A 20,642-nucleotide genomic window follows, 5' to 3' on the forward strand; every position below is an offset into this window, starting at 1 on the left:
TCGAGGAGAGCACATGTCAAGGTTGTGGTCAGCAAGGACCCCGGCAAGGCGGTCCACCCTGCCGCGGTCCGTCCGCGCCGCCGCGGCGTCGGTCGTCGTCGGCGTTCTCGCCCTGGCCGGCGCGGTCGCCGGCACCCCGTCGGCGGTCGCGGCGACGGCGGCGGCATTCCCCGGGGCCGCGGGCCCGGCGATGTACGCGACCGGCGGGCGCGGCGGCGACGTCTACCACGTCACCAACCTCACCGACAACGCGAGCAGCCCGCAGGCAGGCTCGCTGCGACACGGCATCGACACCACGCCCAGCGGCGGCCGGACGATCGTCTTCGACGTGGCGGGCACCATCAAGCTGTCCCCGGCCGGGCGGCAGGGCTGGCTGACGATCAACGCGAGCAACCTGACCATCGCCGGCCAGACCGCGCCCAAGCCGGGCATCACGATCATGGGTCAGGCTACCAAGGTCACCGGCAAGAACGTCGTCATCCGGCACCTGAAGTTCCGGCCCGGCAAGGACCAGGCCAACCCCGGATCGGCGACCAACGACGGCATCTGGATCACCGGTGACAACGTCATCGTCGACCACGTCTCGGTCAGCTGGGCCGACGACGAGGGCATCAGCGTCAGCGACGCCGCCGGCCAGGTCACCGTGCAGTACGCCATCGTGTCCGACGGCCTGAACTACAACGGCCACAGCTACGGCGCGCTCGCCGGCAGCGACGTCACCGGCTCGAACATCGCCTACCACCACAACCTGTTCGCCCACCAGATGAGCCGCCTGCCCCGGCTGGGCAACGAGACCGGGGCGGTCAACAACGTCGAGTGGAGCAACAACGTCGTCTTCGAAGGCAAGGGCTACAGCGGCGCCGACCAGCTCGCCAACGCCAACTTCGTCGGCAACACCTACCTGCGCCACAATTCGAGCAGCGCCGCCGTGTACACCGGGGCCACCGGCACGGCCGCGTACCTGTCGGGCAACCGGGCCGACTACGACGGCGACTCGAACCTGACCAACGGCGTGGACATCGCCTGGGACCGCTTCACCGACGTCCCCACGCACAGGACGAGCCGGTTCAACGTGCCCAACATGAGCACCGAGTCGGCCGGGGCCGCGCTGACCAAGGTGCTCGACGGGGCCGGGGCGTTTTGGTGGGCACGCGACGCCGTCGACACCCGCGTCGTCAGCGAAACCCGCTCGACCAGCGGATCCATCATCAACGAACCCAACTCCACCGAGTGGAACAACCTGTGGAACGCCGCGCAGGTGAACAGCCCCAGCGGCTGGGACACCGACCGCGACGGCATGCCCAATACGTGGGAGACGGCCGGCGGGCTGAACCCGAACAGCGCCGACCACAACGGTGACGCCGACGGCGACGGCTACCGCAACATCGAGGAGTACCTCGACTACGCCGCCCAGGGCAGCAAGACGCTCCCCACACCGCCTCCCGGCTCCCCGACGCCCACCCCGACTCCGACGCCCACCCCGACCGCGTCGCCCTCGACGCCCCCGCCCGGTGGTGCTTGCACGGCCACCTACCAGACCACCAACTCCTGGCCCGGCGGCTTCCAGGGCGACGTGACCGTGCAGGCCGGCAGCTCGCCCGTCAACGGCTGGACGGTCAGGTGGACGCTGGCGAGCGGCCAGACCATCAGCCAGGTGTGGAACGGCCGCCTGACCACCAGCGGCACGGCCGTGACGGTCGGCAACGAGTCCTACAACGGCGCGCTGGCGGCCTCGGCCTCCACCACGTTCGGCTTCACCGCCGCAGGAACCGCGACGACCCCGACCCTGAGCTGCACCAGCCCGTGACGGACGCATACGCCGCCGTGCCGTCCCCAGGCGCACGGCGGCACCATCAGCCTGCCGACGGGCCCTCGCCGCCACCCCATCCGAGCCCTGGCCGGCGAGCAGTTGTGAGAGTCGTGTGAAGGAACGAAGGAAACACCGGGACTGTCAGGTCCGCGATGATTTGATCTCGCGAATGTGGACGACGGTGAAGAACACTGCCTACGCGCTCTACGCACGGCGCCTCAACGCGCAGCTGGCCGGCGCAAGCCGGCCCCGGCACGTCGCGATCGTCATGGACGGCAACCGCCGATGGGCACGACAGGCCGGGTTCACCGATGCCAAGATCGGCCACCGCTACGGGGCGGAGCACCTCGACGAGGTCCTTCAGTGGTGCGCGGAAATCGGCATCCAACACGTGACCGCGTTCGTCGCCTCTGTCGACAACCTGCAGAAGCGAGACTCCGACGAAGTCGACAACCTCCTGCGGATGATCGAGGACGTCGTCGCGGAACGCCTGACCCGGCCGTCCAGCATCTGGCAGATCCACCCGGCCGGCAGGCTCGACGTCCTACCGGAATCCACCAGGCACGCCCTCAAGCTGGCCGAGGAAGCCACCCGAGACAACGACACGGCCTTTCATCTCAACATCGCGATCGGCTACGACGGCCGCGAAGAGATCCTCGACGCCATCCGATCGCTGCTCGAAGAGCAAGGGCGAGCCGGTCACACCATCGACGACATCGCCCAGCGGCTGACCGCCGACCAGATCGCCACGCACCTCTACACCAGCGGGCAACCTGACCCCGACCTGGTCATCCGGACCAGCGGGGAACGCCGTATGTCAGGGTTCCTCCTCTGGCAAGCCGCGTACTCCGAGCTGCACTTCACCGACGTCTACTGGCCCGGCTTCCGGAAAATCGACTTTCTCCGCGCTCTACGGTCCTACGCCGCCCGCCATCGCCGGTTCGGTGCCTGACCCGGCACCACATACCCATCGGTTCCCGCAGGGCGCCGCGCGGCGCGTCGTGCGGTTCGGGTTGGCCGCCAAGGTAAATTGTGCGCAATTGAGGCATAACGGAAAGGCCTGCCCGTGCTCACACGCCGCTTCGGAGACCTGGACCTCGGGTTCATCTACAGCGAACACATCCATCCCCCGGTCGGCTTCCGTGCCCTGGCCGGCGTGGTCCAGGGTCCGGACTGGATCATGTGTGTGCGCGATGCGACCGGGGGCGACATCGTCGAGCCGCCCACCCGGCTGACCGACCCGCTGCCGCTCTGGCAGCCGGTGGACCCGGTGCCACCGCAGGGCTACCGGGCACTGAGCCGGGTCCCCGGCTTCCCGCCGGTGGACAAGAACCAGGTGGCGTGCATCCGCGAGGACTACTGCCACGCGGCCGACTTCATCAAGGGCCACGTCACGCTGGAACCCTACGAGAGCGGCGACAAGGTGTTCCTGCTCCCGCCGCACAACCAGACGATCACCCGCCCGCCGTACGTGCTGGCGCTGCCGATCGAGGCGGAGATGGGCGAGCTGCCCGCGACGCCGACCCTGACCAGCCGGGAGCGCCCGGAGTTCGACACCGAATGGCAGATGTACCGGTCCATGGTCGTGCCGTTCCCGGCCGTGCGCGACGCCGGGCGCGACACGGCCTGGCGCGTGGCGAACTCGCCGTTCTACAAGGTGGAGCTCTGGCGCCGGTACGACCTGGTCGCGTTCCTCGACAACCAGACCACGGTGGAGCAGAGCGTCGGTGACACGTACACCACAGGCGTCTCGCGCACGGTGACGGACACCTTCTCGATCGACACCACCATCACGGTCAGTTCCGAGGCGGGCATCGACATCAAGGGCATCAACATCAAGGGCAGCGTCAGCGTCGCTGTCACCCTCGGTTACAGCCACGCGGTGGCGGTCACCCAGCTGGAGTCGCGCGCGGTCAACCGGACGATCAAGGTGCCGGCCGACCACGCCGGCGCCATCTTCGTGGAGAACCACCGGCTCGTGGTACGCCGTGCCGACGGCTCAGTGGTGCCCGGCGGTGAGCTGATCTTCGTGGCGAACGAGAGCTTCATCGCGGTGCAGTACCCGCCTGCCGCGAACGGCGAGACCCGCCTCGACTTCACCGACGACGCGGTCCCGGTGCTGGCCGACGCCTGACAGGTCGGGGCAGCCCGGAGTCTGTGGTAACCATCGCGGGAGCAGGCAGTCGCCTGCTCCCGCTAGGCTTGCCATCGATAGTCGCTACTGACGGCCGGCCCAGATCCGGGCCAGTTCGACCTTCTCGAACGGCTCCTGGCCGACCAGGACGGTGACCGGACCGCTGGAGGCGATCCCGATGAGGCTGTCGACCTTGTCGAATCCGTCGCCGCGTACCTTCTCCTGCGTCCAGTCGCAGCCCTCCTCGGAGATCCACAACCCGCCGACGCCGTAGATGCCACCGACGCGGGTGAGAGTCTGACCGCTCATGAGGAAACCGCTGCCGTACGGGACGAGCGCATCGGGCAGGTACAACTCGTCCACTCCGGCGTCGGGCAGCCGGCCCGGATCGACGGTGCGTTTTCGCAGAGTGAGCGCATCGGTGTCAAGCCGTGCGCACCAGGTGGCCGAATAGTAGGTGTCGTTCTCGGACAGATCATCGTCACCCGGTACGAAGCCCGGCTCGCCCTCCTTCAGCCGTTCGTGCAGCTTGGTGTGGACGACGAGCTGCTCGCCGCTGACGGCGATGAACTCCACGATCGCGTTGTCCGGCAGCTGATCGACGAGCGTGACCGGGATCCGTGCGCCCGCGGCCAGCCGCAGCACCCGCCCTGTCACTGCGGTGACGTACGCCGTTCCGATGCCGGTCGGCACCGCCGCCAGCCGGGTGTCCCCGAGCGCGTTGTCGGTCAGCGGCACCGTCCGCGAGGTGAAGCCGACGCCGTTCCGCGAGCTCCACAGCACGACTTCGGGATGGCACCAGTAGGTCGCCACGTGCACGCCCTCCGGCCCGGCGGCGATGGCCCAGTCGGTCTGGATCGTCAGATCCAGGGTGTGGGCAGCCGAGGGCGGCGCGAGGTGGACGGGGTCGCTCCAGTCGTCGCCACCGAGGAACTTCGTCACGGCGAGCTGGTGCCCTGGGGCGGGGTCTCCCGGGAGGAAAAGCACAGGGTCTCCCCGAGTCACCTCGCACATCGACAGGCCACGACACGTCCACAGTAGATCACGGCGTGCTGTGCGGGACTGCGACCACCGGCCACGCGTGCTGCCTCGTCGTCATGGGACCTCTCGCGGCGGAGGCCTCGACGGTGCCCCGACGATGCAGGCCATGCACCGGTGGCGACATCACTCGGAAGGTCTCGGCAAGGTGACAACCTCGACCGCGCGACGGTGTCGGCACAGGTGAGCCATTGACAAACATGAGTCGTAGGTGGCGCAATGGCGCGAGGTCAAGAGGGATTTTCCGCCCGGTTCGAGAGCGAGCGCGGCTCGCCGTCACCGGTTCCGTCGAGCTGCTCCCACAACTTTTGCCACGATCGCCAAAAGTTCTGACCAAACTTCGAATACATCTGTACATCTCGAAAAAAGAATTTTATCGTGTCCATGCCAGGCATCGGCGTGCCAGGTCGCTTCAGGACAGACACCGCGTCCGTCCGATGTCGTGCCACGCCGTCGTGAGCGGCTGCCACGTCAGCGGGCGGTGTGCACCAGTCCCGCTCACACTGGAGGAAAAGTGTTCCATCCGTCCCGATGGGCGCGCCTGACTATGGCGGGTGCCCTCACCACAGCGGTCATCGCCGCGGCCGGGTGGTTGCCCGCCACCGCCGCGGCCGCCGCTCCACCGCCGCAGACACCGGGTATCACGCTGCGGACCTTCGACCTGCAGGTCGCGCTGAGCGCCCTCTGCAACCTCAAGCCGGCGCAGACCCCCAACGTCGACAAGCTCATGTCGACGATCGACTGGACCACGTCCGCGCAGTTCGGGTTCGAGGACAATTTCTACACCCAGGCCCTGGGCTACGTGAACATCCCCACCGCGGGCAGCTACAACTTCCGGCTGATCAGCGACGACGGGTCCCGGCTGCTGATCGATGACAACGTGGTCATCAACCACGACGGCCTGCACGGCGCGACGGCCAAGGACGGCGCGGTCACCCTGACGACCGGCTACCACGCGCTGCGCATCGACTTCTTCGAGGCCGGCGGCGGCCAGCAGCTGACGCTGCAGTGGCAGACGCCCGGCTCGACGTCGTTCGTGACCGTGCCGAACTCGGTGCTCAGCACCGACGCCGGCGTCGTGCGGGTCACCGCGCCCGGCAAGAAGGAGTGCGAGGGCACCGGCGACTCGCCGGGCGACGGCCTGCCGCTGACCTCCGTGCACCCGAACTTCAACCTCGCCAACCTGCGCCCGAGCGGCTTCGAGCCGCGGGTGACCGGTATGGACTGGCTCGCCGACGGCCGCCTGGTCATCTGCACCTGGGGCGGCACCAACGACTCCGGCACCTCGCAGGCAGGTGAGGTCTGGATCCTGGGCAACACGAGCGGCAACGCCAACCCGAGCACGGTCACCACCAAGCGGGTCGGCAGCAACCTCAAGGAGCCGATGGGCCTGAAGGTCGTCGACGGGGTCATCTACGTCTCCGAGAAGATGCGGCTGACCAGGCTGGTCGACACCAACGGCGACGAGGTCGCCGACCAGTACCAGCAGGTCGCGACCTGGCCGTACGGCGGCACGTTCCACGAGTTCGCGTTCGGCCTGATGTACGAGGCCCCGTTCTTCTACCTCAACCTGTCGGTCGGCATCGACTACGGCGGCAACACCACCAACCCGCAGGTGGTGGGGAACCGCGGTACCACGATCAAGATCAACAAGGACACCGGCGCGTGGACGTACGTCGCCGGCGGTCTGCGGACCCCGCACGGCATCGGCTGGGGCCCGGAGAACGGCCTGTTCGTCACCGACAACCAGGGCGGCTGGCAGCCGGCCTCCAAGCTGGTGCACATCAAGCAGGGCCGCTTCTTCAACCACTACCTCAACCCGGCCGGCCCGTTCGACAGCGCCCCGGTCACCCCGCCGGTGATCTGGCTGCCGCAGAACGAGATCGGCAACTCGCCGAGCACCCCGAAGTACATGACCAGCGGCCTGTACGCCGGTCAGTTCGTCATCGGCGACGTCACCTACGGCGGCCTGCAGCGCGCCGCGGTCGAGAAGATCAACGGCGAGTACCAGGGTGCCCTGTTCCGCATGACGCAGGGCCTGGAAGCCGGCATCTCCGAGGTCAACGTCGGCCCCGACGGCGCGATCTACGTCGGCGGCATCGGCGGCGGCGGCAACTGGGGCCAGTCCGGCAAGCTGAACTTCGGCCTGCAGAAGCTGATCCCGAACGGCAACAACGCCTTCGACATGCTCAACATGAAGGCGCTGTCCAACGGCTTCGAGATCGAGTACACCCAGCCGATCTCGGCGACCACCGCCGCCAACCTGGCCACCAAGTACCGGGTCAAGCAGTGGCGCTACGTCCCGACGGCCGCCTACGGCGGTCCGAAGATCGACGAGGAGACGCTGACGGTGTCCTCGGCGACGCTGTCCGCCGACGGCAAGAAGGTCACCCTGGTGATCAACGGCCTGAAGGCCGGCCGGGTCGTGCACATCCGCTCGCCGCGCCCGTTCGGCTCCACCAACGGCCAGTCGCTGTGGAACACCGAGGTCTGGTACACCCTCAACAACATCCCCGGCCAGGCCCCGTCCAGCAACCTGGCGTTGAACAAGCCGGCCACGGCCGACAGCTCCTGCGCCACCTCCGAGGGCCCGGCGCAGGCCGTCAACGGCACCGTCAACGGCGGCAACGCCGACAAGTGGTGCTCGCTCGGGGCGACCAAGTGGCTGCAGGTCGACCTCGGCTCGGCGCAGAACCTCACCCGGTTCGTCGTCCAGCACGCCGGCGCGGGTGGTGAGGACGCGGGCTGGAACACGCGTGACTTCAACATCCAGACGTCGACGAACGGCACGAGCTGGACCACGGCGGCGACCGTCAGCGGCAACACCGCCAACACCACCACCCACAACATCACCGCGACGTCGGCCAGGTACATCAGGCTGAACATCACCGCGGGGGGCACCACCGGCAACGGCGCGGCCCGTATCTACGAGTTCGAGGCCTACGGCAGCACCGCGCCGCCGGCGGGCAACCTCGCGCTCAACAAGGCGGCCACCGCGGACAGCTCCTGCGGCACGACCGAAGGCCCCGCCAAGGCGGTCAACGGCAGCGTGTCCGGTGGCAACGCCGACAAGTGGTGCTCGCTCGGCGCGACCAAGTGGCTGCAGGTCGACCTCGGCTCGGCGCAGACGGTCAGCCAGCTGGTCGTCCGGCACGCCGGGGCGGGCGGCGAGAACACCGCCTGGAACACCCGCGACTTCAACCTGCAGGTGTCGACCAACGGCACCAGCTGGACCACGGTCGCGACCGTCACGGCCAACACGGCCAGCGTCACCACCCACAACATCACGTCGACGTCGGCCAGGTACCTCAGGCTGAACATCACCACGCCGGCCAGCGACGGCAACGGCGCCGCCCGCATCTACGAGTTCGAGGCGTACGGGACCACCACCCAGCCGACTCGGATCGTGCTGTTCGACGGCACCAACATGGACAACTTCCAGCACTCCAACGGCACTCCGGTGACCTGGCCGCTGGGCAACGGCGGCGTCGAGGTCCTCGGCGGCGACATCAAGTCCAAGCAGGCGTTCGGTGACTTCAAGCTGCACGCCGAGTTCTGGCTGCCGCTGCTGCCGGGCGACGTCACCGGACAGCAGCGGGCCAACAGCGGCATCTACCTGCAGGACCGGTACGAACTGCAGGTGCTGGACTCGTTCGGCGACACGACTCTCGCCAACAACGAGTGCGGCGCGATCTACGAGAAGATCGCACCGTCGGTCAACGCGGCCACCGCGCCGCAGACGTGGCAGACCTACGACGTGACGTTCCGGGCGGCCCGGTACAACGGGACCACCAAGACCGAGAACGCCCGCGTCACGGTCGTCTGGAACGGCGTCACCGTCATCAACAACGCCGAGATCAACGGCCCGACCGGCAACGGCGCGGCGGAGACCTCGGCACCCGGTCCGCTGCGGTTCCAGGACCACGGTGACCCGGGCGCGAACCTGTTCTACCGCAACATCTGGGTGGAGCCTGTGGTCTGATCCCCCACAGAAACAGAGGGGGCCGGTCCGGATGAGGCAGTCCGGGTCGGCCCCCTCTCTGTGCGCCGATAACGGCACGAACAGGGATATCATGAGATGAGCCGGACCAGCGCCCGCCATGGGGCCAGAAAGGTCCGCGCGCCGAACCCGACGGTCGGCTGAAAACCACTGAGTTCGGAGCTGTCGCCGTGCCCGCGGACCGAGGTCCGCACGATCGCGAGGGGCACTCTCATGGAGATGAAGCTTGAACTGATCATGCTGCCGGTGTCCGACGTCGACCGGGCGAAGGACTTCTATCTCGCAGCGGGATTCCGCCTGGACGTCGACAACGCCGTCGGCGAGAACTGGCGGGCGGTACACCTCACGCCGCCCGGGTCCGAGGGCTCGATCATGTTCGGCAAGGGGATCACCACCGCCCCGCCGGGATCCGCCCAGGGCCTGTACCTGATCGTCCCGGACATCGAGCAGGCGCGCTCCTACCTCGTCGAGCGCGGTGTCGAGGTGAGCGAGGTCTTCCACGACTCGGCGGGCGTCTTCGTGCACGGCCACGACGACAAGGGCGATTTCACCTACCCGGCCGGGGACTCCGCCAAGCAGGCGGGACCGCACCCGGATCGAGCCGCCTACGGCTCGTACGCCACCTTCACCGATCCCGACGGCAACGGCTGGGTGCTCCAGGAAGTGAAGACTCGGGCACCGGGCCGGTCGTGGTGAAAGCCAAAGCCGCAGCCGCGCGACGAACCCCATGAGTACGCCGACGACACCTGTTCTGGTGACCGGTGCGACCGGTCGCCTCGGCGGCACCGGCCGCCACGTCGCCACCGAGCTGCTCCGCCGAGGGCTGCCGGTCAGAGCCATGGTCCGCCGGCTCGACGAGCGGTCCGAGGTGCTGCGTGATGCGGGAATGGAGGTCGTGGTCGCCGACTTCTTCGACTACACCGGTCTCGTCGCCGCGCTGGAGGGGATCGAGGCCGCGTACTTCACCTATCCGGTCGGCAGCGGTCTGACCGAGGCCGCGGGACTGTTCGCGGCCGCGGGACGCAGGCAGGGGCTGCGCCGCGTCGTGGACCTGTCCCTGGACGCCGCCTTCCCGGAAAGCACCAGCCCCCAGGGGCGTGCCCAGTGGGTCACCGAGCAGATCTTCGAGTGGGCCGGATTCGGCGGCGCCCATCTCAGGGTCGCCGCGTTCTTCATGGAGAACCTGCCCGCCCTGTACGGGCACCAGGTCCGTGAGCTGGGCGAGATCCGCAACTCCTTCGGCGACTTCGAACCGTCGTGGATCGCCGGTTCGGACGTCGGCGCGATGGGCGCGGTGCTGCTCGCCGAACCGGAGTCGGTCACCGATCGCACCACCACCGTCGGTGCGGCCGAACGCGCCGGCCACGCCGCCATCGCCGAGATCATCAGCAAGGTCACCGGCCGGCCCGTGCGTTATCGGCCTCTCCCGCCGGAGGAGTGGCGAGACGAGTTGACCGCGAATCTCGCGGCCGCCGGGCAGCCCAACCCCACCGCCGCCGCGCACCTGTCCGCGCAGAGTGTGGCACTGCGCCACGACAGCACCCACCTGGTGACGGACGACATCCGGCGGCTGACCGGACGTCCCGCGGTCACCCTGGAGGACTTCCTGGACCGCAACCGGCGGAGTTTCCTGCCCGACCCCGGACAGGGCGCTGCCGAGGGCTGACGAGGTCTCGGGTCGGCGGTCACCTCGTGCCCGTCGGCCGGACGCCGTCCCCCGGGTGGGCGCTGAACGCGGCCTGCAGGTCCTTGCGCGAGGTGATGCCGAGTTTGGTGAACACCTTGCCCAGGTGCCATTCGACGGTGCGCGGGCTGATGAACAGCCGGCCGGCTATCTCGACGTTGGTGCACCCTTCCCGGGCGAGCTGGGCGACCTGGGCCTCCTGGCCGGTGAGTTCGGCGAGGGCGGAGACGGACCGCCTGCGTACGGTCTCGCCGGTGGCCAGCAGTTCCTTGCGGGCGCGTTCGGCGAAACCGTCGGCGCCGGCCCGGGTGAGCGTGTCGTACGCGGCGCGCAGCTGGTCGCGGGCCAGTCCGCGGCGGCCCTGGCGGCGCAGCCATTCGCCGTACACCAGGCGGGCGCGGCCCTGGTGGACGGTGATCCGGCAGCGGTCCAGGTGCTTGATCGCCTGGCGGTAGAGCGTGTCGGCGTCGGGGCCGTCGGTCAGCAGCGCCCGCGAGCGGGCCTCGATGCCCTTGGCCCATTCGGTCGCGGCGGCCCGGGTGCGTTCGGTGAGCCTGTCGAGCGCGGTCGCGGCGGCTTGCGGATGCCCGCTGTGGGCGGCGGCCTCGATCAGTTCGACCAGCGTCCAGCCGAACAGTCCGAGGTCTTCGTACTGGCCGGCCCGGGTCGCGCCGGCCAGGGCGTCGTCGTAGCGGGCCAGGCCGTTGTCCAGGACCGCGGCGGCGTAGTCGGCGATGGCCAGCGCGCGCCCTTCGCCGCGGTCGCCTGCGTCGCCGCGCACCGCGTCGAGGAGGCGGCGAGCGCGGGGCTCGTGGGCCCGCCAGGCGCTGAGCACCAGGGCGGGGTAGGCCATGGGGGCGGTGCCGGTGGCGGTGGAGATGGCGCTCGCCTCGTCGGCGAGGGCGGTCGCGGTGGCGAAGTCGCCGGTGTGTACGCGGTAGCAGGCTTCGTAGCTGAGCGCCATCGGCAGCAGCGCGAGGGCGCCGGCGTCGCGGGCGAGGTGCACGGCGCCGGTGGCCAGTTCGTGCCAGGCGTCGTCGTCCCAGAGTTCGGGCGCCAGCGGTTCCGGGGTGACCGGGCAGGCCAGCCACATCCAGCGCAGGTCCGCGCCGGTCGTGGCGGAGCGCTGGTCGTCCTGGACGGTCCGCAGGGCCTGGCGCAGCGGGCCGGCCCCTGTGTGGTAGCCGTCGATGATCATGGTGGCGACGGCGTCGAGCAGGACGTCGACCGTCCGTGGCGGGCTCGGTGCGGGGGTGGCCCGGATGGCCTGGGCGATGTCCAGGCGGCCGGGTCCGGTGTTGAGCCGGCCGGCGTAGAGGTCCGCGCCGAGGGATTCGAGCAGGGTGTCGCGGGCCAGTGCGGGGTCCAGGGGCGCCATCCGCCGGGCGGCTTCCACCAGCATCCGGGGTGCGTCGGTGCCGCGTTCCTGGAGGAAGACCAGGCGGGCGCGCAGCCGCTCGAGCTGGGCGAGGTGCGGCTCGTCCAGCGGGCCGTCGGCGGCGGCCGCGAGCATGGCATGGGCCTGGGCGAGGCCGCCCGCGTCGATGCTCGTCTGGGCGGCGGCGAGCGCTCTGGCGGCGCGCCGTGCCGGGTCGGGGGTGAGCTGGGCGCTGCGGTGCATGAACGCGGCGGCCGCGGCGGCTCCGCCTCTGCGGTGCGCCCGGCGCGCGCAGACTTCCAGGTCGGCGGCCAGGGCCTCGTCCGGCCGGGTGGCGGCCTGGCCGGCGTGCCATGCCCGGCGGTCGGGGTCTTGGTGGGGGTCGGTGGCCTGGGCCAGTGCCCGGTGGGCGGCTCGGCGCTCGGGCGCCGACGCGTTCTGGTAGATCGCTGAGCGGGCCAGGGGGTGCGGGAACCGCACCACGGTGTCGAACGTGATCAGGCCTGCGGTTTCGGCCGGCGCGGCCGCCTCCGCGCCGAGGTGTTGCAGCTCGGCGGCCTTCCACAGCAGGTCGGTGTCGCCAGTGGGCTCGGCGGCGGCGGTGAGCAGCAGGCGTCTGGTGTCGGCGGGGAGCTGCCGGAAGCGCAGGCGGAACGCGTCCTCCAGGTCCTCGGCCACGGGGCGGCGGCCGGCCAGCCACAGTCCGCCCGCCAGCTCGGCGGGCGGGACGAGGCGGGGGATCAGGAGCAGCGCCATCGGGTTGCCGTGGGCCTCGGCGACGATGCGGTCGCGTACCCGGGGATCGAACGGGACGTGCGCGGCCGAGGTGAGCAGGCCCCGGGCGTCGGTGTCGTTGAGGCCGGGCACGGTCAGGGCGGGCAGGTCGGCCAGTTCTCCCCGGTCGCCGGGGGAGCGCAGGGTGAGGATCATCGCGATGGGTTCGGCTGCCAGCCGCCGGGCGACGAAGGCGATGGCCTGCAGGGACTGCTCGTCGAGCCACTGGACGTCGTCGAGCAGGCAGGCCAGCGGTCGCTCGTCGGCGGCGCGGGCGAGCAGGGTGAGCGCCGCCAGGCCGACGAGGAAGGGGTTCGGCGGCGGGCCTTCGTGCAGGCCGAGCGCGGCTGCGAGGGCGTCGCGCTGCGGGCCGGGCAGCAGTGGCAGCCTGCCGAGCAGTGGTGTGCAGAGCTGGTGGAGGCCGGCGTAGGGCAGCGCCATCTCCGTCTCGACGCCCATGGCACCGGTGACGCCGAATCCGGCGGCGTGTTCCTCGGCGTACTTCAGCAGGGTGGTCTTGCCGATGCCCGCCTCGCCGCGCAACACGAGCACCGCGCTGGTGCCCGCTCTCGCGGCGGCGAGCGCCCGGTCGAGCTCGGCCAGCTCGCGGCCGCGCCCGCGCAGGCCGATCCGGGTTCCGGCGGCGGATACCCCCATAGGTCGAATTTTCCCAGGTAGCAGCGCTGGCGGCGGCGGCTCGGGCCGGTTGCGATCCGGGTGAATCGGCGCTTCTGTGCCTGTTTGCGAGGTTCACGGCACGCCCTCGGCGCCGGGGGTCGACCCGGGGGTGCACCGGGGGTCGGCACGGGGGCGGCGGGCCTGCCCGGCGGCGATCGTGGACAGGTCCGGTGCGAGCGGCGCCGGCCGGGTCCTACCACAGGGTCGGTCGTATCCCGGGCGAGACGCTCGGACGTAAAATCAACGCAGATGGGGGCATCTCATGCCTGACTAGGGCACGTCCACGCGGAACCGTCGAATCCGGGGTTCCGCGGCGAGAAAGCAAGCGGCTCTGCCGCCTTCCCGGTGCGGACCGAACGTCGTCCCACCATCCCATCGACCACAGCAAGGAAGCTCTCATGTCTGCCATCAACGACAGTTCGGCGATCCGGCCGTTCACGGTCGAGGTCTCCGAAGCCGATCTCAAGGACATGCACGCGCGTATCGCCCACACGCGCTGGCCCGAGAAGGAGACCGTCTCCGACCAGTCGCAGGGCCCGACCCTGGCGACCATGCAGGCGCTGGCCCAGTACTGGGCGCACGACTACGACTGGTTCCGGTGCCAGGACAGGATCAACTCGTACCCGAACTTCATCACCGAGATCGACGGGCTCGACATCCACTTCATCCACGTGCGGTCCAAGCACGAGAACGCCCTGCCGATCATCGTGTGCCACGGGTGGCCGGGTTCGGTCGTCGAGCAGCTGAAGCTCATCGAGCCGCTCACCGACCCCACCGCGCACGGCGGCACCGCCGAGGACGCGTTCCACGTCATCATCCCGTCGATGCCGGGCTACGGCTACTCGGGCAAGCCGACCGAGGGCGGCTGGGGCCCCGACCGCATCGCCCGCGCCTACGGCGAGCTGATGAAGCGCCTGGGCTACGACCGGTACGTCGCCCAGGGCGGCGACTGGGGCGCCATCGTCGTGGACCTGATGGGCGCGCAGGAGGTCGAGGGCCTGGTCGGCCTGCACACCAACATGGCCGGCGTGGTGCCCGCCGACATCGACAACCTGTTCCAGCGCAACGTCATCGGCGCGGCCAACGCGCTGGAGAACCTGCCGGCCGGGCTGTCCGACGAGGAGCGGGCCGTCTGCGAGCAGCTCGACTTCACCTGGAAGCACGTCGCGTACGCGCTGCAGATGGCTGGGCGGCCGCAGACCCTCACGGGGCTCGCGGACTCGCCGGTCTTCCTGGCGGCGTGGCTGCTCGACCACGATCCGCGCAGCCTGGCGCTGATCTCGCGGACGTTCGACGGCGTTGCCGAGGGCCTGACCCGCGATGACGTGCTCGACAACGTCACCCACTTCTGGCTGACGAACACAGGTGTCTCGTCCGGGCGGCTCTACGCCGAGAACCGGTTCTCCTTCTTCGGCGTCAAGGGCGTCAAGCTGCCCGTCGCGGTCAGCGTGTTCCCCGACGAGCTGTACCAGGCGCCCCGGAGCTGGGCGGAGAAGGCCTACCCGAAGCTGGTGCACTACAACCGGCTGCCCAAGGGCGGGCACTTCGCCGCCTGGGAGCAGCCGGAGTCGCTGGTGAACGAGGTGCGCACCGGCCTGCGCTCGCTGCGCTGAGCCTGCGGGGTGACCGGGCGGCCGTACGTCGCCCGGTCACCCCGAGGTCCGTCTCCACCACCCGAACTGGACAGCGAGGAATCACCCCGCCATGACAGCCGACACCGGCACCGCGATCCGGCCCTTCCGGGTCGAGTTCTCCGACGCCGACCTCGCGGACCTGCGCGCGCGGATCCTGCACACGCGCTGGCCCGACCGGGAGACCGTCGCCGACCGGTCCCAGGGCCCGCAGCTGGCCACGATGCGGGAACTCGCCCGCTACTGGGTCGAGGAGTACGACTGGCGGCGCTGCGAGGCGCGGCTGAACTCGTACCCGAACTTCATCACCGAGATCGACGGGCTCGACATCCACTTCATCCACGTGCGCTCCGCACACCCCGACGCCCTGCCGATCGTCATCTCGCACGGCTGGCCGTACTCGGTGGCCGCGCTGTTGAAGGTCATCGAGCCGCTGACCGACCCCACCGCCCACGGCGGCAGCGCCGCCGACGCCTTCCACGTGGTCATCCCGTCGCTTCCCGGCTACGGGTTCTCGGGCAAGCCGACCGGGCCCGGCTGGGGGCCGGACCGCATCGCCCGCACCTGGGCCGAGCTCATGAAGCGGCTCGGCTACGACCGCTACGTGGCCCAGGGCGGCGACTGGGGTGCGATCATCACCGATCTGATGGCCGCGCAGGAGGTCGAGGGCCTGGTCGGCATCCACACCAACATGGCCTGCGTCGTGCCCGACGACATCGACAACCTGTTCCAGCAGAACGTCATCGGCGCCGCCGACGCGCTGGCGAACCTGCCGGCCGGGCTGTCCGACGAGGAGCGGGCCGCGTGCGAGCAGCTCGACTTCACCTGGAAGCACGTGACGTACGCGCTGCAGCAGGGCTCGCGGCCGCAGACGCTGACCGGCCTGGCCGACTCGCCGGTGTTCCTGGCGGCGTGGATGACCGACCTGGAGGCCAAGAGCCTGGCGCTGATCTCGCGGTCGTTCGACGGCTCGCGCGAGAGCCTGTCGCGCGACGACGTGCTCGACAACATCACGCTGTACTGGCTGACGAACACCGGTGTCTCCTCGGCGCGGCTGTACGCGGAGAACCGGTTCTCGTTCTTCGCCGCCAAGGGCGTGCGGCTCCCGGTCGCGGTGAGCGTCTTCGCCGACGAGCTCTACCTGCCGCCGCGCAGCTGGGCGCAGCGCGCTTACCCGAACCTCGTCCACTACCGCCGGCTGCCCGAGGGCGGGCACTATCCGGCGTGGGAGCAGCCGGCGGCGTTCGTCGACGAGGTCCGCACCGGCCTGCGGACGCTGCGGTAGGCCGCCACTCCTGTGTGGTATAAAAATACCCGTATAAAAATACCATGCAGGAGGCTGCCGTGATCGAGCTCAAGTCCGCCGACGAGATCGGCCGCATGGCGGTGACCGGCCGGTTCGTCGGCGAACTGCTCGCCGAGCTGGGCGCGGCCGCGGCGGTCGGCGTCAACCTGATGGACCTCGAACACCAGGCCCGCCGCCGGATCGCCGAACGCGGCGCGCAATCCTGCTACTGGGACTACGCCCCGTCGTTCGGCCGCGGCCCGTTCCGCAACATGCTGTGCCTGTCGGTCAACGACGCGGTGCTGCACGGCCTGCCGCACGACTACGTGCTGCGCGACGGCGACCTGCTCAGCATCGACATGGCGGTCGGCATCGACGGCTGGGTCGCCGACTCCGCGCTGTCGGTCGTCGTCGGCGCCCCCGACCCGGCCGACCTGAGACTGATCGAGGCCACCGAGGTCGCGCTGGAAGCCGCCATCACCGCCGCCCAGCCCGGCGGCCGCCTCGGCGACGTCTCCCACGCGATCGGCGAGGTCGCCCACTCCTACGGCTACCGCGTCAACGGCGAGTTCGGCGGCCACGGCATCGGCCGCACCATGCACGAGTCCCCGCACGTCGCCAACAGCGGCCGCGCCGGCCGTGGCGTGAAACTCGTCCCCGGCCTCACCATCGCGATCGAACCCTGGTTCTGCCGCTCCACCGACCGGGTCAAGTACGACGCCGACGGCTGGACGATCCGCTCCGCCGACGGCTCCCGCACCGCCCACTCCGAACACACCGTCGCCATCACGGACTCCGGCCCCCAGGTCCTGACCCGCCGCCCGGAGGTTCGGCAGGGTAGACATACGTCGTGAGACGCCGTGCCCTGCTCGCACTGCCGCTGCTGGCAGCGGCCGCCGGATGCGCGCCGACCGCCCCCGCCCCGATCCCGTCCCCGGAGGACACCAAGGACGGGGTGGACGCGCTCGAACACGCGCGCCGCCGCGGCTTCGGCGAGCTGGTCGCGATCCTGTCGCGCTGAGCCGCGCTCAGTCGAGGGTGATGCCGAACAGGTCGTGCAGCGCGCCGACGCCCGACGGGGTGATCCGGAGGGCGCGGCCGGTGCCGACGGGTTCGAGCCAGCCCGTGTCCATCGCGTGCGCGCGCAGCGCCGCGCCGAGGACGCCGGCGAGGTGCGGGCGGCGTTCGGTCCAGTCGAGGCAGCTGCGGACCAGCGGACGCGAGCCGCGGCGCTGCGGGTCCACGTCGATGCCGACACCGGCCAGCCAGGCGCGGCCCGGCGCGGTCACGGCCAGACCCGCGTCGTCCGTGACCACGCCGCGTGCCAGCAGGGCGTCCGCCAGGGCTACGCCGAGGCGGCCGGCGAGATGGTCGTAGCAGGTCCGGGCCTGCGCCTCGGCGCTGCGGCGGATGCTGCCGCGCAGATTGCGCGGCGCGGGCGCCGCACCCGACTTCGCCGCGAACGTGGCCAGGTCCTCGATCAGCGCGGCGGTTTCGGGCCCGGCCAGCCGCAGGTAGCGATGCCGGCCCTGGCGCTCCTCGACCAGCAGCCCTCCGGCCACCAGCCGGGACAGGTGCTCGCTCGCGGTCGACGCGACGACGCCCACGTGGTGGGCCAGCTCGCCCGCGGTCCAGGCACGGCCGTCCAGCAGCGCGAGGCAGATCGCGGCGCGGGTGGGGTCGGCCAGCAGCCCGGCCAACCGGGCCAGCTGTTGCGTGGGCATGCGGCCATCATGCCCCAGCGACGGTTCGGCGTACGCCGAAGTATTCCGCACATAGCGTCGGCCCCATGACGATCCACGCCCCGTCCACCTGTGTCACCGCGTACGCCGACGCCCGCGCGGTGCTCGACGAGCCGCAGCTGGTCCCCGAACCCGCCGTCGTACCGGACGCGCCCGAGGGCACTCTGGCCTGGTTGCGCGCCACCGTCGCCCGCTTCACCGGCGACGCATGTGTGCACGCCCGCCGTCGTGCCCGCACAGTGGTGGAGCTTGCGCGCCTCGACCCGGGCGAACTGCGCCAGACGGCTGCCGGCTCACCGGTCGGCGCGGACGACCGGCACAGGGTCATCCGCATCCTGGCCGAGGCGCTGGGCCTGCCCGGCCCGGACGCGGTGGCCGACGCGGTCATCACTGTCGCCGCCGGATACTTCGGCGGCGAACTGACCCCCAGCCAGGTGAAAGCCGCCGACGAGGCCGTAGCGTCGCTGCTCGCCCGGACAGCCGGGGCCGACGCCGAGGCAGACCCGGACGCCGCCGCGCAACGGATCGGGCTGCTGGTACAGGCATGCGACGCGACCGCCCGGTTGGTCGAGCACGCCCGCCGGTGCGCGCCGGACGGTCTCCCGCCGGGTGGCGCGGGCGCCCTCCTCGCGCAGGTGCTGCGCCACGACCCGCCGGTGACCGCGCTGCGCCGACAGGCGCTGGCCGACATCCGCGTCGGCACGCTGGACCTTCAGGCAGGGGAGGTGGTGCTGATCGACGTCACCGCCGCGAAGCCGGGCGCCACCGCTGATCCGTCCGATCCGGACACCGGTACCGATGACGAACAGGCTCATCTCGCCTTCGGTGCGGGGCCGCACCGGTGTCCGGGACAGGCGCAGGCGCTGGCGCTCGCCGCCGGGCTGCTGGAGCGGGACGATCCGGCCGCGCAGGTCACCGACGCGGTCGCACGGGTGCTGGACCTCGCCGGGGCCGTCGGCCGCCTGGGTGAATCCGCCGACCCCGAGGAGCAGGTATGAGCACCGTCGCCGCCGACGCCTTCCGCGAACTGCACCACCGGCCCGGCACACCGTTGCTGCTGCCGAACGCCTGGGACCACGCCTCCGCCGCCGCGCTGGCCGCGGCCGGTTTCGCCGCCGTCGGCACCACCAGCCTCGGTGTCGCCGCCGCGGCCGGGCTGCCCGACGGCACCGGCCGGACCCGCGCTGAGACGCTGCGGCTCGCGCGCCGGATCGGCGGCGGGCCCTTCCTGCTCACCGTCGACGTCGAGGGCGGCTTCAGCGACGACCCGGCCGAGGTCGCCGATACCGTCGCGGAACTCGCCGAGGCGGGCGCGGTCGGCGTCAACCTGGAGGACGGCCGCGCCGACGGCAGCCTCACCCCACCGCGCCTGCAAGCGGCGAAGATCACCGCCGTCAAGTCGGCCGTGCCGCGGCTCTTCGTCAACGCCCGCACCGACACCCATTGGCTGGGCGGGGGACGCGAAGGGCAGACGGCCTCCCGCCTGGCGGCCTACCAGGACGCGGGCGCGGACGGCGTCTTCGTGCCGGGTCTGCCCGATCCGGCGTCCATCGCGGCGGCGGTGGGCGCGACCGTGTTGCCGCTCAACGCCCTCGCCACACCGGACGGTCCTTCGCTCACCCGTCTCGCTGAACTCGGTGTGCGCCGGGTCAGCCTCGGCTCGCTGCTGTTCCGGCTCGCCCTCGGCGCGGCCGTGGACACCGCCGCGAGCCTTCGTGCGAACGGCGTCTTCCCGCAGATGCCCTCCGTCCCGGGCTATGCCGTGGTACAGGCGCTCGCCTCGCCCGGGAGCTGAAAGAACCCACGCGCATCGGCTTCGCGCGTTGTCGGCGATAGCGCCGAAGTCCCGCGAGCCCGATCTCGGCCGACTTAGGATTGCGCAGGTCAGGACCTGCCTCACGGGAAGGAGTCTGACATGGGCTCCACGAAGTTCTCCGGGTCGCGCCGAGCGATCATCGCGCTGTCCTTCTTTGCTGCGGCGCTGGTCGCCCCGTCGGCGGCCCGCGCCGAGAGCGGCGTCACCGGTCATGCGATGACCGGCCTCGCCGCCGAACAGGTCACCGTTCAGACGAGACAAGGCCCGATGGGCACCTATCTCACCGATGGGCAAGGCAGGTCGCTGTACCTGTTCGAGGCGGACACCGCGGGGACGTCCACGTGCGTGGACACCTGCGCGGCTGCCTGGCCGCCGGTGATCACCACCGGTACGCCCCAGGCGGGTTCCGGCGTCACCGCGGACAAGCTCAAGACGGTCGCCCGGCCCGACGGCAGCATGCAGGTCGTCTACGACAGCCACCCGCTGTACCTGTTCGTCAAGGACGCCAAGGCGGGGGACACCAACGGCCAGGGCGTGAACGCCTTCGGCGCCCTGTGGTGGCTGGTCGCCCCGACGGGCGAAGCGATCACCACCCGCTGATCCGCTTCGGGGCACCGCTGCACGCCTTCGCCGCCGGCGTCGAAGGCACACGAGCGGTGCCCCCGTCCGTGG

The 20,642-nt window shown here is 70.8% G+C and carries 16 protein-coding genes; 13 read left to right on the forward strand and 3 right to left on the reverse strand.

From position 1 onward, the window contains the following. Positions 1 to 13: 13 nt before the first annotated feature. From Cco03nite_RS42160 to Cco03nite_RS03425, 3 genes are all read left to right on the forward strand, one after another. The gene (locus tag Cco03nite_RS42160; protein WP_239167077.1) at positions 14 to 1,807 is read left to right on the forward strand and encodes a cellulose binding domain-containing protein; all 1,794 of its coding nucleotides are present in this window, start codon (positions 14 to 16) and stop codon (positions 1,805 to 1,807) included. 172 nt (positions 1,808 to 1,979) lie between these two features. Further along, positions 1,980 to 2,762, forward strand: a complete 783-nt coding sequence (gene uppS, locus Cco03nite_RS03420; RefSeq protein ID WP_203688432.1) for a polyprenyl diphosphate synthase — start codon at positions 1,980 to 1,982, stop codon at positions 2,760 to 2,762. Between the two features lie 114 nt (positions 2,763 to 2,876). Next, complete coding sequence (locus Cco03nite_RS03425) at positions 2,877 to 3,944, forward strand: hypothetical protein (RefSeq protein ID WP_203688433.1); 1,068 nt, start codon at positions 2,877 to 2,879, stop codon at positions 3,942 to 3,944. Between the two features lie 84 nt (positions 3,945 to 4,028). Here Cco03nite_RS03425 and Cco03nite_RS03430 read toward each other — a convergent pair whose 3' ends face one another. Further along, positions 4,029 to 4,886, reverse strand: a complete 858-nt coding sequence (locus Cco03nite_RS03430; protein ID WP_203688434.1) for a hypothetical protein — start codon at positions 4,884 to 4,886, stop codon at positions 4,029 to 4,031. A gap of 643 nt (positions 4,887 to 5,529) precedes the next feature. On the opposite strand from Cco03nite_RS03430, the gene Cco03nite_RS03435 reads away from it, so the two are divergent. The 3 genes from Cco03nite_RS03435 (at position 5,530) to Cco03nite_RS03445 (ending at position 10,648) form a co-directional block, all read left to right on the forward strand. Then, positions 5,530 to 8,964 (forward strand): discoidin domain-containing protein, encoded by a 3,435-nt coding sequence (locus Cco03nite_RS03435; RefSeq protein ID WP_203688435.1) that lies wholly within the window; start codon positions 5,530 to 5,532, stop codon positions 8,962 to 8,964. A 237-nt stretch (positions 8,965 to 9,201) separates the two neighbouring features. Beyond that, positions 9,202 to 9,678 (forward strand): VOC family protein, encoded by a 477-nt coding sequence (locus tag Cco03nite_RS03440; protein ID WP_239167078.1) that lies wholly within the window; start codon positions 9,202 to 9,204, stop codon positions 9,676 to 9,678. A gap of 58 nt (positions 9,679 to 9,736) precedes the next feature. Continuing rightward, positions 9,737 to 10,648, forward strand: a complete 912-nt coding sequence (locus Cco03nite_RS03445) for an NmrA family NAD(P)-binding protein (RefSeq protein WP_203688437.1) — start codon at positions 9,737 to 9,739, stop codon at positions 10,646 to 10,648. A 19-nt stretch (positions 10,649 to 10,667) separates the two neighbouring features. On the opposite strand, the gene Cco03nite_RS42770 is transcribed toward Cco03nite_RS03445, so the two are convergent. Beyond that, positions 10,668 to 13,475, reverse strand: coding sequence for a helix-turn-helix transcriptional regulator (locus Cco03nite_RS42770; protein WP_203688438.1), 2,808 nt, complete (start codon positions 13,473 to 13,475; stop codon positions 10,668 to 10,670). Positions 13,476 to 13,894: 419 nt separating this feature from the next. On the opposite strand from Cco03nite_RS42770, the gene Cco03nite_RS03455 reads away from it, so the two are divergent. The 4 genes from Cco03nite_RS03455 (at position 13,895) to Cco03nite_RS03470 (ending at position 17,433) form a co-directional block, all read left to right on the forward strand. Continuing rightward, positions 13,895 to 15,109 (forward strand): epoxide hydrolase family protein, encoded by a 1,215-nt coding sequence (locus Cco03nite_RS03455; RefSeq protein ID WP_203688439.1) that lies wholly within the window; start codon positions 13,895 to 13,897, stop codon positions 15,107 to 15,109. Positions 15,110 to 15,200: 91 nt separating this feature from the next. Next, positions 15,201 to 16,412 (forward strand): epoxide hydrolase family protein, encoded by a 1,212-nt coding sequence (locus Cco03nite_RS03460; protein WP_203688440.1) that lies wholly within the window; start codon positions 15,201 to 15,203, stop codon positions 16,410 to 16,412. A gap of 59 nt (positions 16,413 to 16,471) precedes the next feature. Then, positions 16,472 to 17,266 carry a type I methionyl aminopeptidase gene (map, locus tag Cco03nite_RS03465; RefSeq protein WP_203688500.1) on the forward strand — a complete coding sequence of 265 codons (795 nt, stop codon included), beginning with the start codon at positions 16,472 to 16,474 and terminating at the stop codon, positions 17,264 to 17,266. Beyond that, on the forward strand, positions 17,263 to 17,433 hold the full coding sequence (locus Cco03nite_RS03470) for a hypothetical protein (protein WP_203688441.1): 171 nt from the start codon (positions 17,263 to 17,265) through the stop codon (positions 17,431 to 17,433). The genes map and Cco03nite_RS03470 overlap by 4 nt, the downstream gene beginning before the upstream one ends. Before the next feature lie 7 nt (positions 17,434 to 17,440). Here the strand turns inward: Cco03nite_RS03470 and Cco03nite_RS03475 are convergent, their stop codons facing one another. Next, entirely contained in the window at positions 17,441 to 18,136 is a 696-nt protein-coding gene (locus Cco03nite_RS03475; protein ID WP_203688442.1) for an ArsR/SmtB family transcription factor, read from the reverse strand. Positions 18,137 to 18,201: 65 nt separating this feature from the next. Between Cco03nite_RS03475 and Cco03nite_RS03480 the strand changes: the two genes are divergently transcribed. The 3 genes from Cco03nite_RS03480 to Cco03nite_RS03490 all read left to right on the forward strand — a co-directional run bounded on the left by Cco03nite_RS03480 (position 18,202) and on the right by Cco03nite_RS03490 (position 20,570). Then, positions 18,202 to 19,152 carry a cytochrome P450 gene (locus tag Cco03nite_RS03480; protein WP_203688443.1) on the forward strand — a complete coding sequence of 317 codons (951 nt, stop codon included), beginning with the start codon at positions 18,202 to 18,204 and terminating at the stop codon, positions 19,150 to 19,152. After that, positions 19,149 to 19,949: an isocitrate lyase/PEP mutase family protein gene (locus Cco03nite_RS03485; protein WP_203688444.1), complete on the forward strand. Its 801-nt coding sequence runs from the start codon at positions 19,149 to 19,151 to the stop codon at positions 19,947 to 19,949. Before Cco03nite_RS03480 ends, Cco03nite_RS03485 begins: the two co-directional genes overlap by 4 nt. A gap of 120 nt (positions 19,950 to 20,069) precedes the next feature. Next, complete coding sequence (locus tag Cco03nite_RS03490) at positions 20,070 to 20,570, forward strand: COG4315 family predicted lipoprotein (RefSeq protein WP_203688445.1); 501 nt, start codon at positions 20,070 to 20,072, stop codon at positions 20,568 to 20,570. Positions 20,571 to 20,642 lie beyond the last annotated feature (72 nt).

The sequence above is a fragment of the Catellatospora coxensis genome (assembly GCF_016862635.1).
In the GTDB taxonomy this organism is placed as follows: Bacteria; Actinomycetota; Actinomycetes; order Mycobacteriales; family Micromonosporaceae; genus Catellatospora; species Catellatospora coxensis.

What these genes read in the sequence shown, in the direction of transcription:
- Cco03nite_RS03435 (WP_203688435.1), top strand. Translation starts at nt 5,530, where the DNA reads ATGGCGGGTGCCCTCACCACAGCGGTCATCGCCGCGGCCGGGTGGTTG.
- uppS (WP_203688432.1), top strand. Translation starts at nt 1,980, where the DNA reads ATGTGGACGACGGTGAAGAACACTGCCTACGCGCTCTACGCACGGCGC.
- Cco03nite_RS42160 (WP_239167077.1), top strand. Translation starts at nt 14, where the DNA reads ATGTCAAGGTTGTGGTCAGCAAGGACCCCGGCAAGGCGGTCCACCCTG.
- Cco03nite_RS03475 (WP_203688442.1), bottom strand. Translation starts at nt 18,136, where the DNA reads ATGCCCACGCAACAGCTGGCCCGGTTGGCCGGGCTGCTGGCCGACCCC.
- Cco03nite_RS03490 (WP_203688445.1), top strand. Translation starts at nt 20,070, where the DNA reads ATGGGCTCCACGAAGTTCTCCGGGTCGCGCCGAGCGATCATCGCGCTG.
- Cco03nite_RS03480 (WP_203688443.1), top strand. Translation starts at nt 18,202, where the DNA reads ATGACGATCCACGCCCCGTCCACCTGTGTCACCGCGTACGCCGACGCC.
- Cco03nite_RS03460 (WP_203688440.1), top strand. Translation starts at nt 15,201, where the DNA reads ATGACAGCCGACACCGGCACCGCGATCCGGCCCTTCCGGGTCGAGTTC.
- Cco03nite_RS03455 (WP_203688439.1), top strand. Translation starts at nt 13,895, where the DNA reads ATGTCTGCCATCAACGACAGTTCGGCGATCCGGCCGTTCACGGTCGAG.
- Cco03nite_RS42770 (WP_203688438.1), bottom strand. Translation starts at nt 13,475, where the DNA reads ATGGGGGTATCCGCCGCCGGAACCCGGATCGGCCTGCGCGGGCGCGGC.
- Cco03nite_RS03440 (WP_239167078.1), top strand. Translation starts at nt 9,202, where the DNA reads ATGAAGCTTGAACTGATCATGCTGCCGGTGTCCGACGTCGACCGGGCG.
- Cco03nite_RS03485 (WP_203688444.1), top strand. Translation starts at nt 19,149, where the DNA reads ATGAGCACCGTCGCCGCCGACGCCTTCCGCGAACTGCACCACCGGCCC.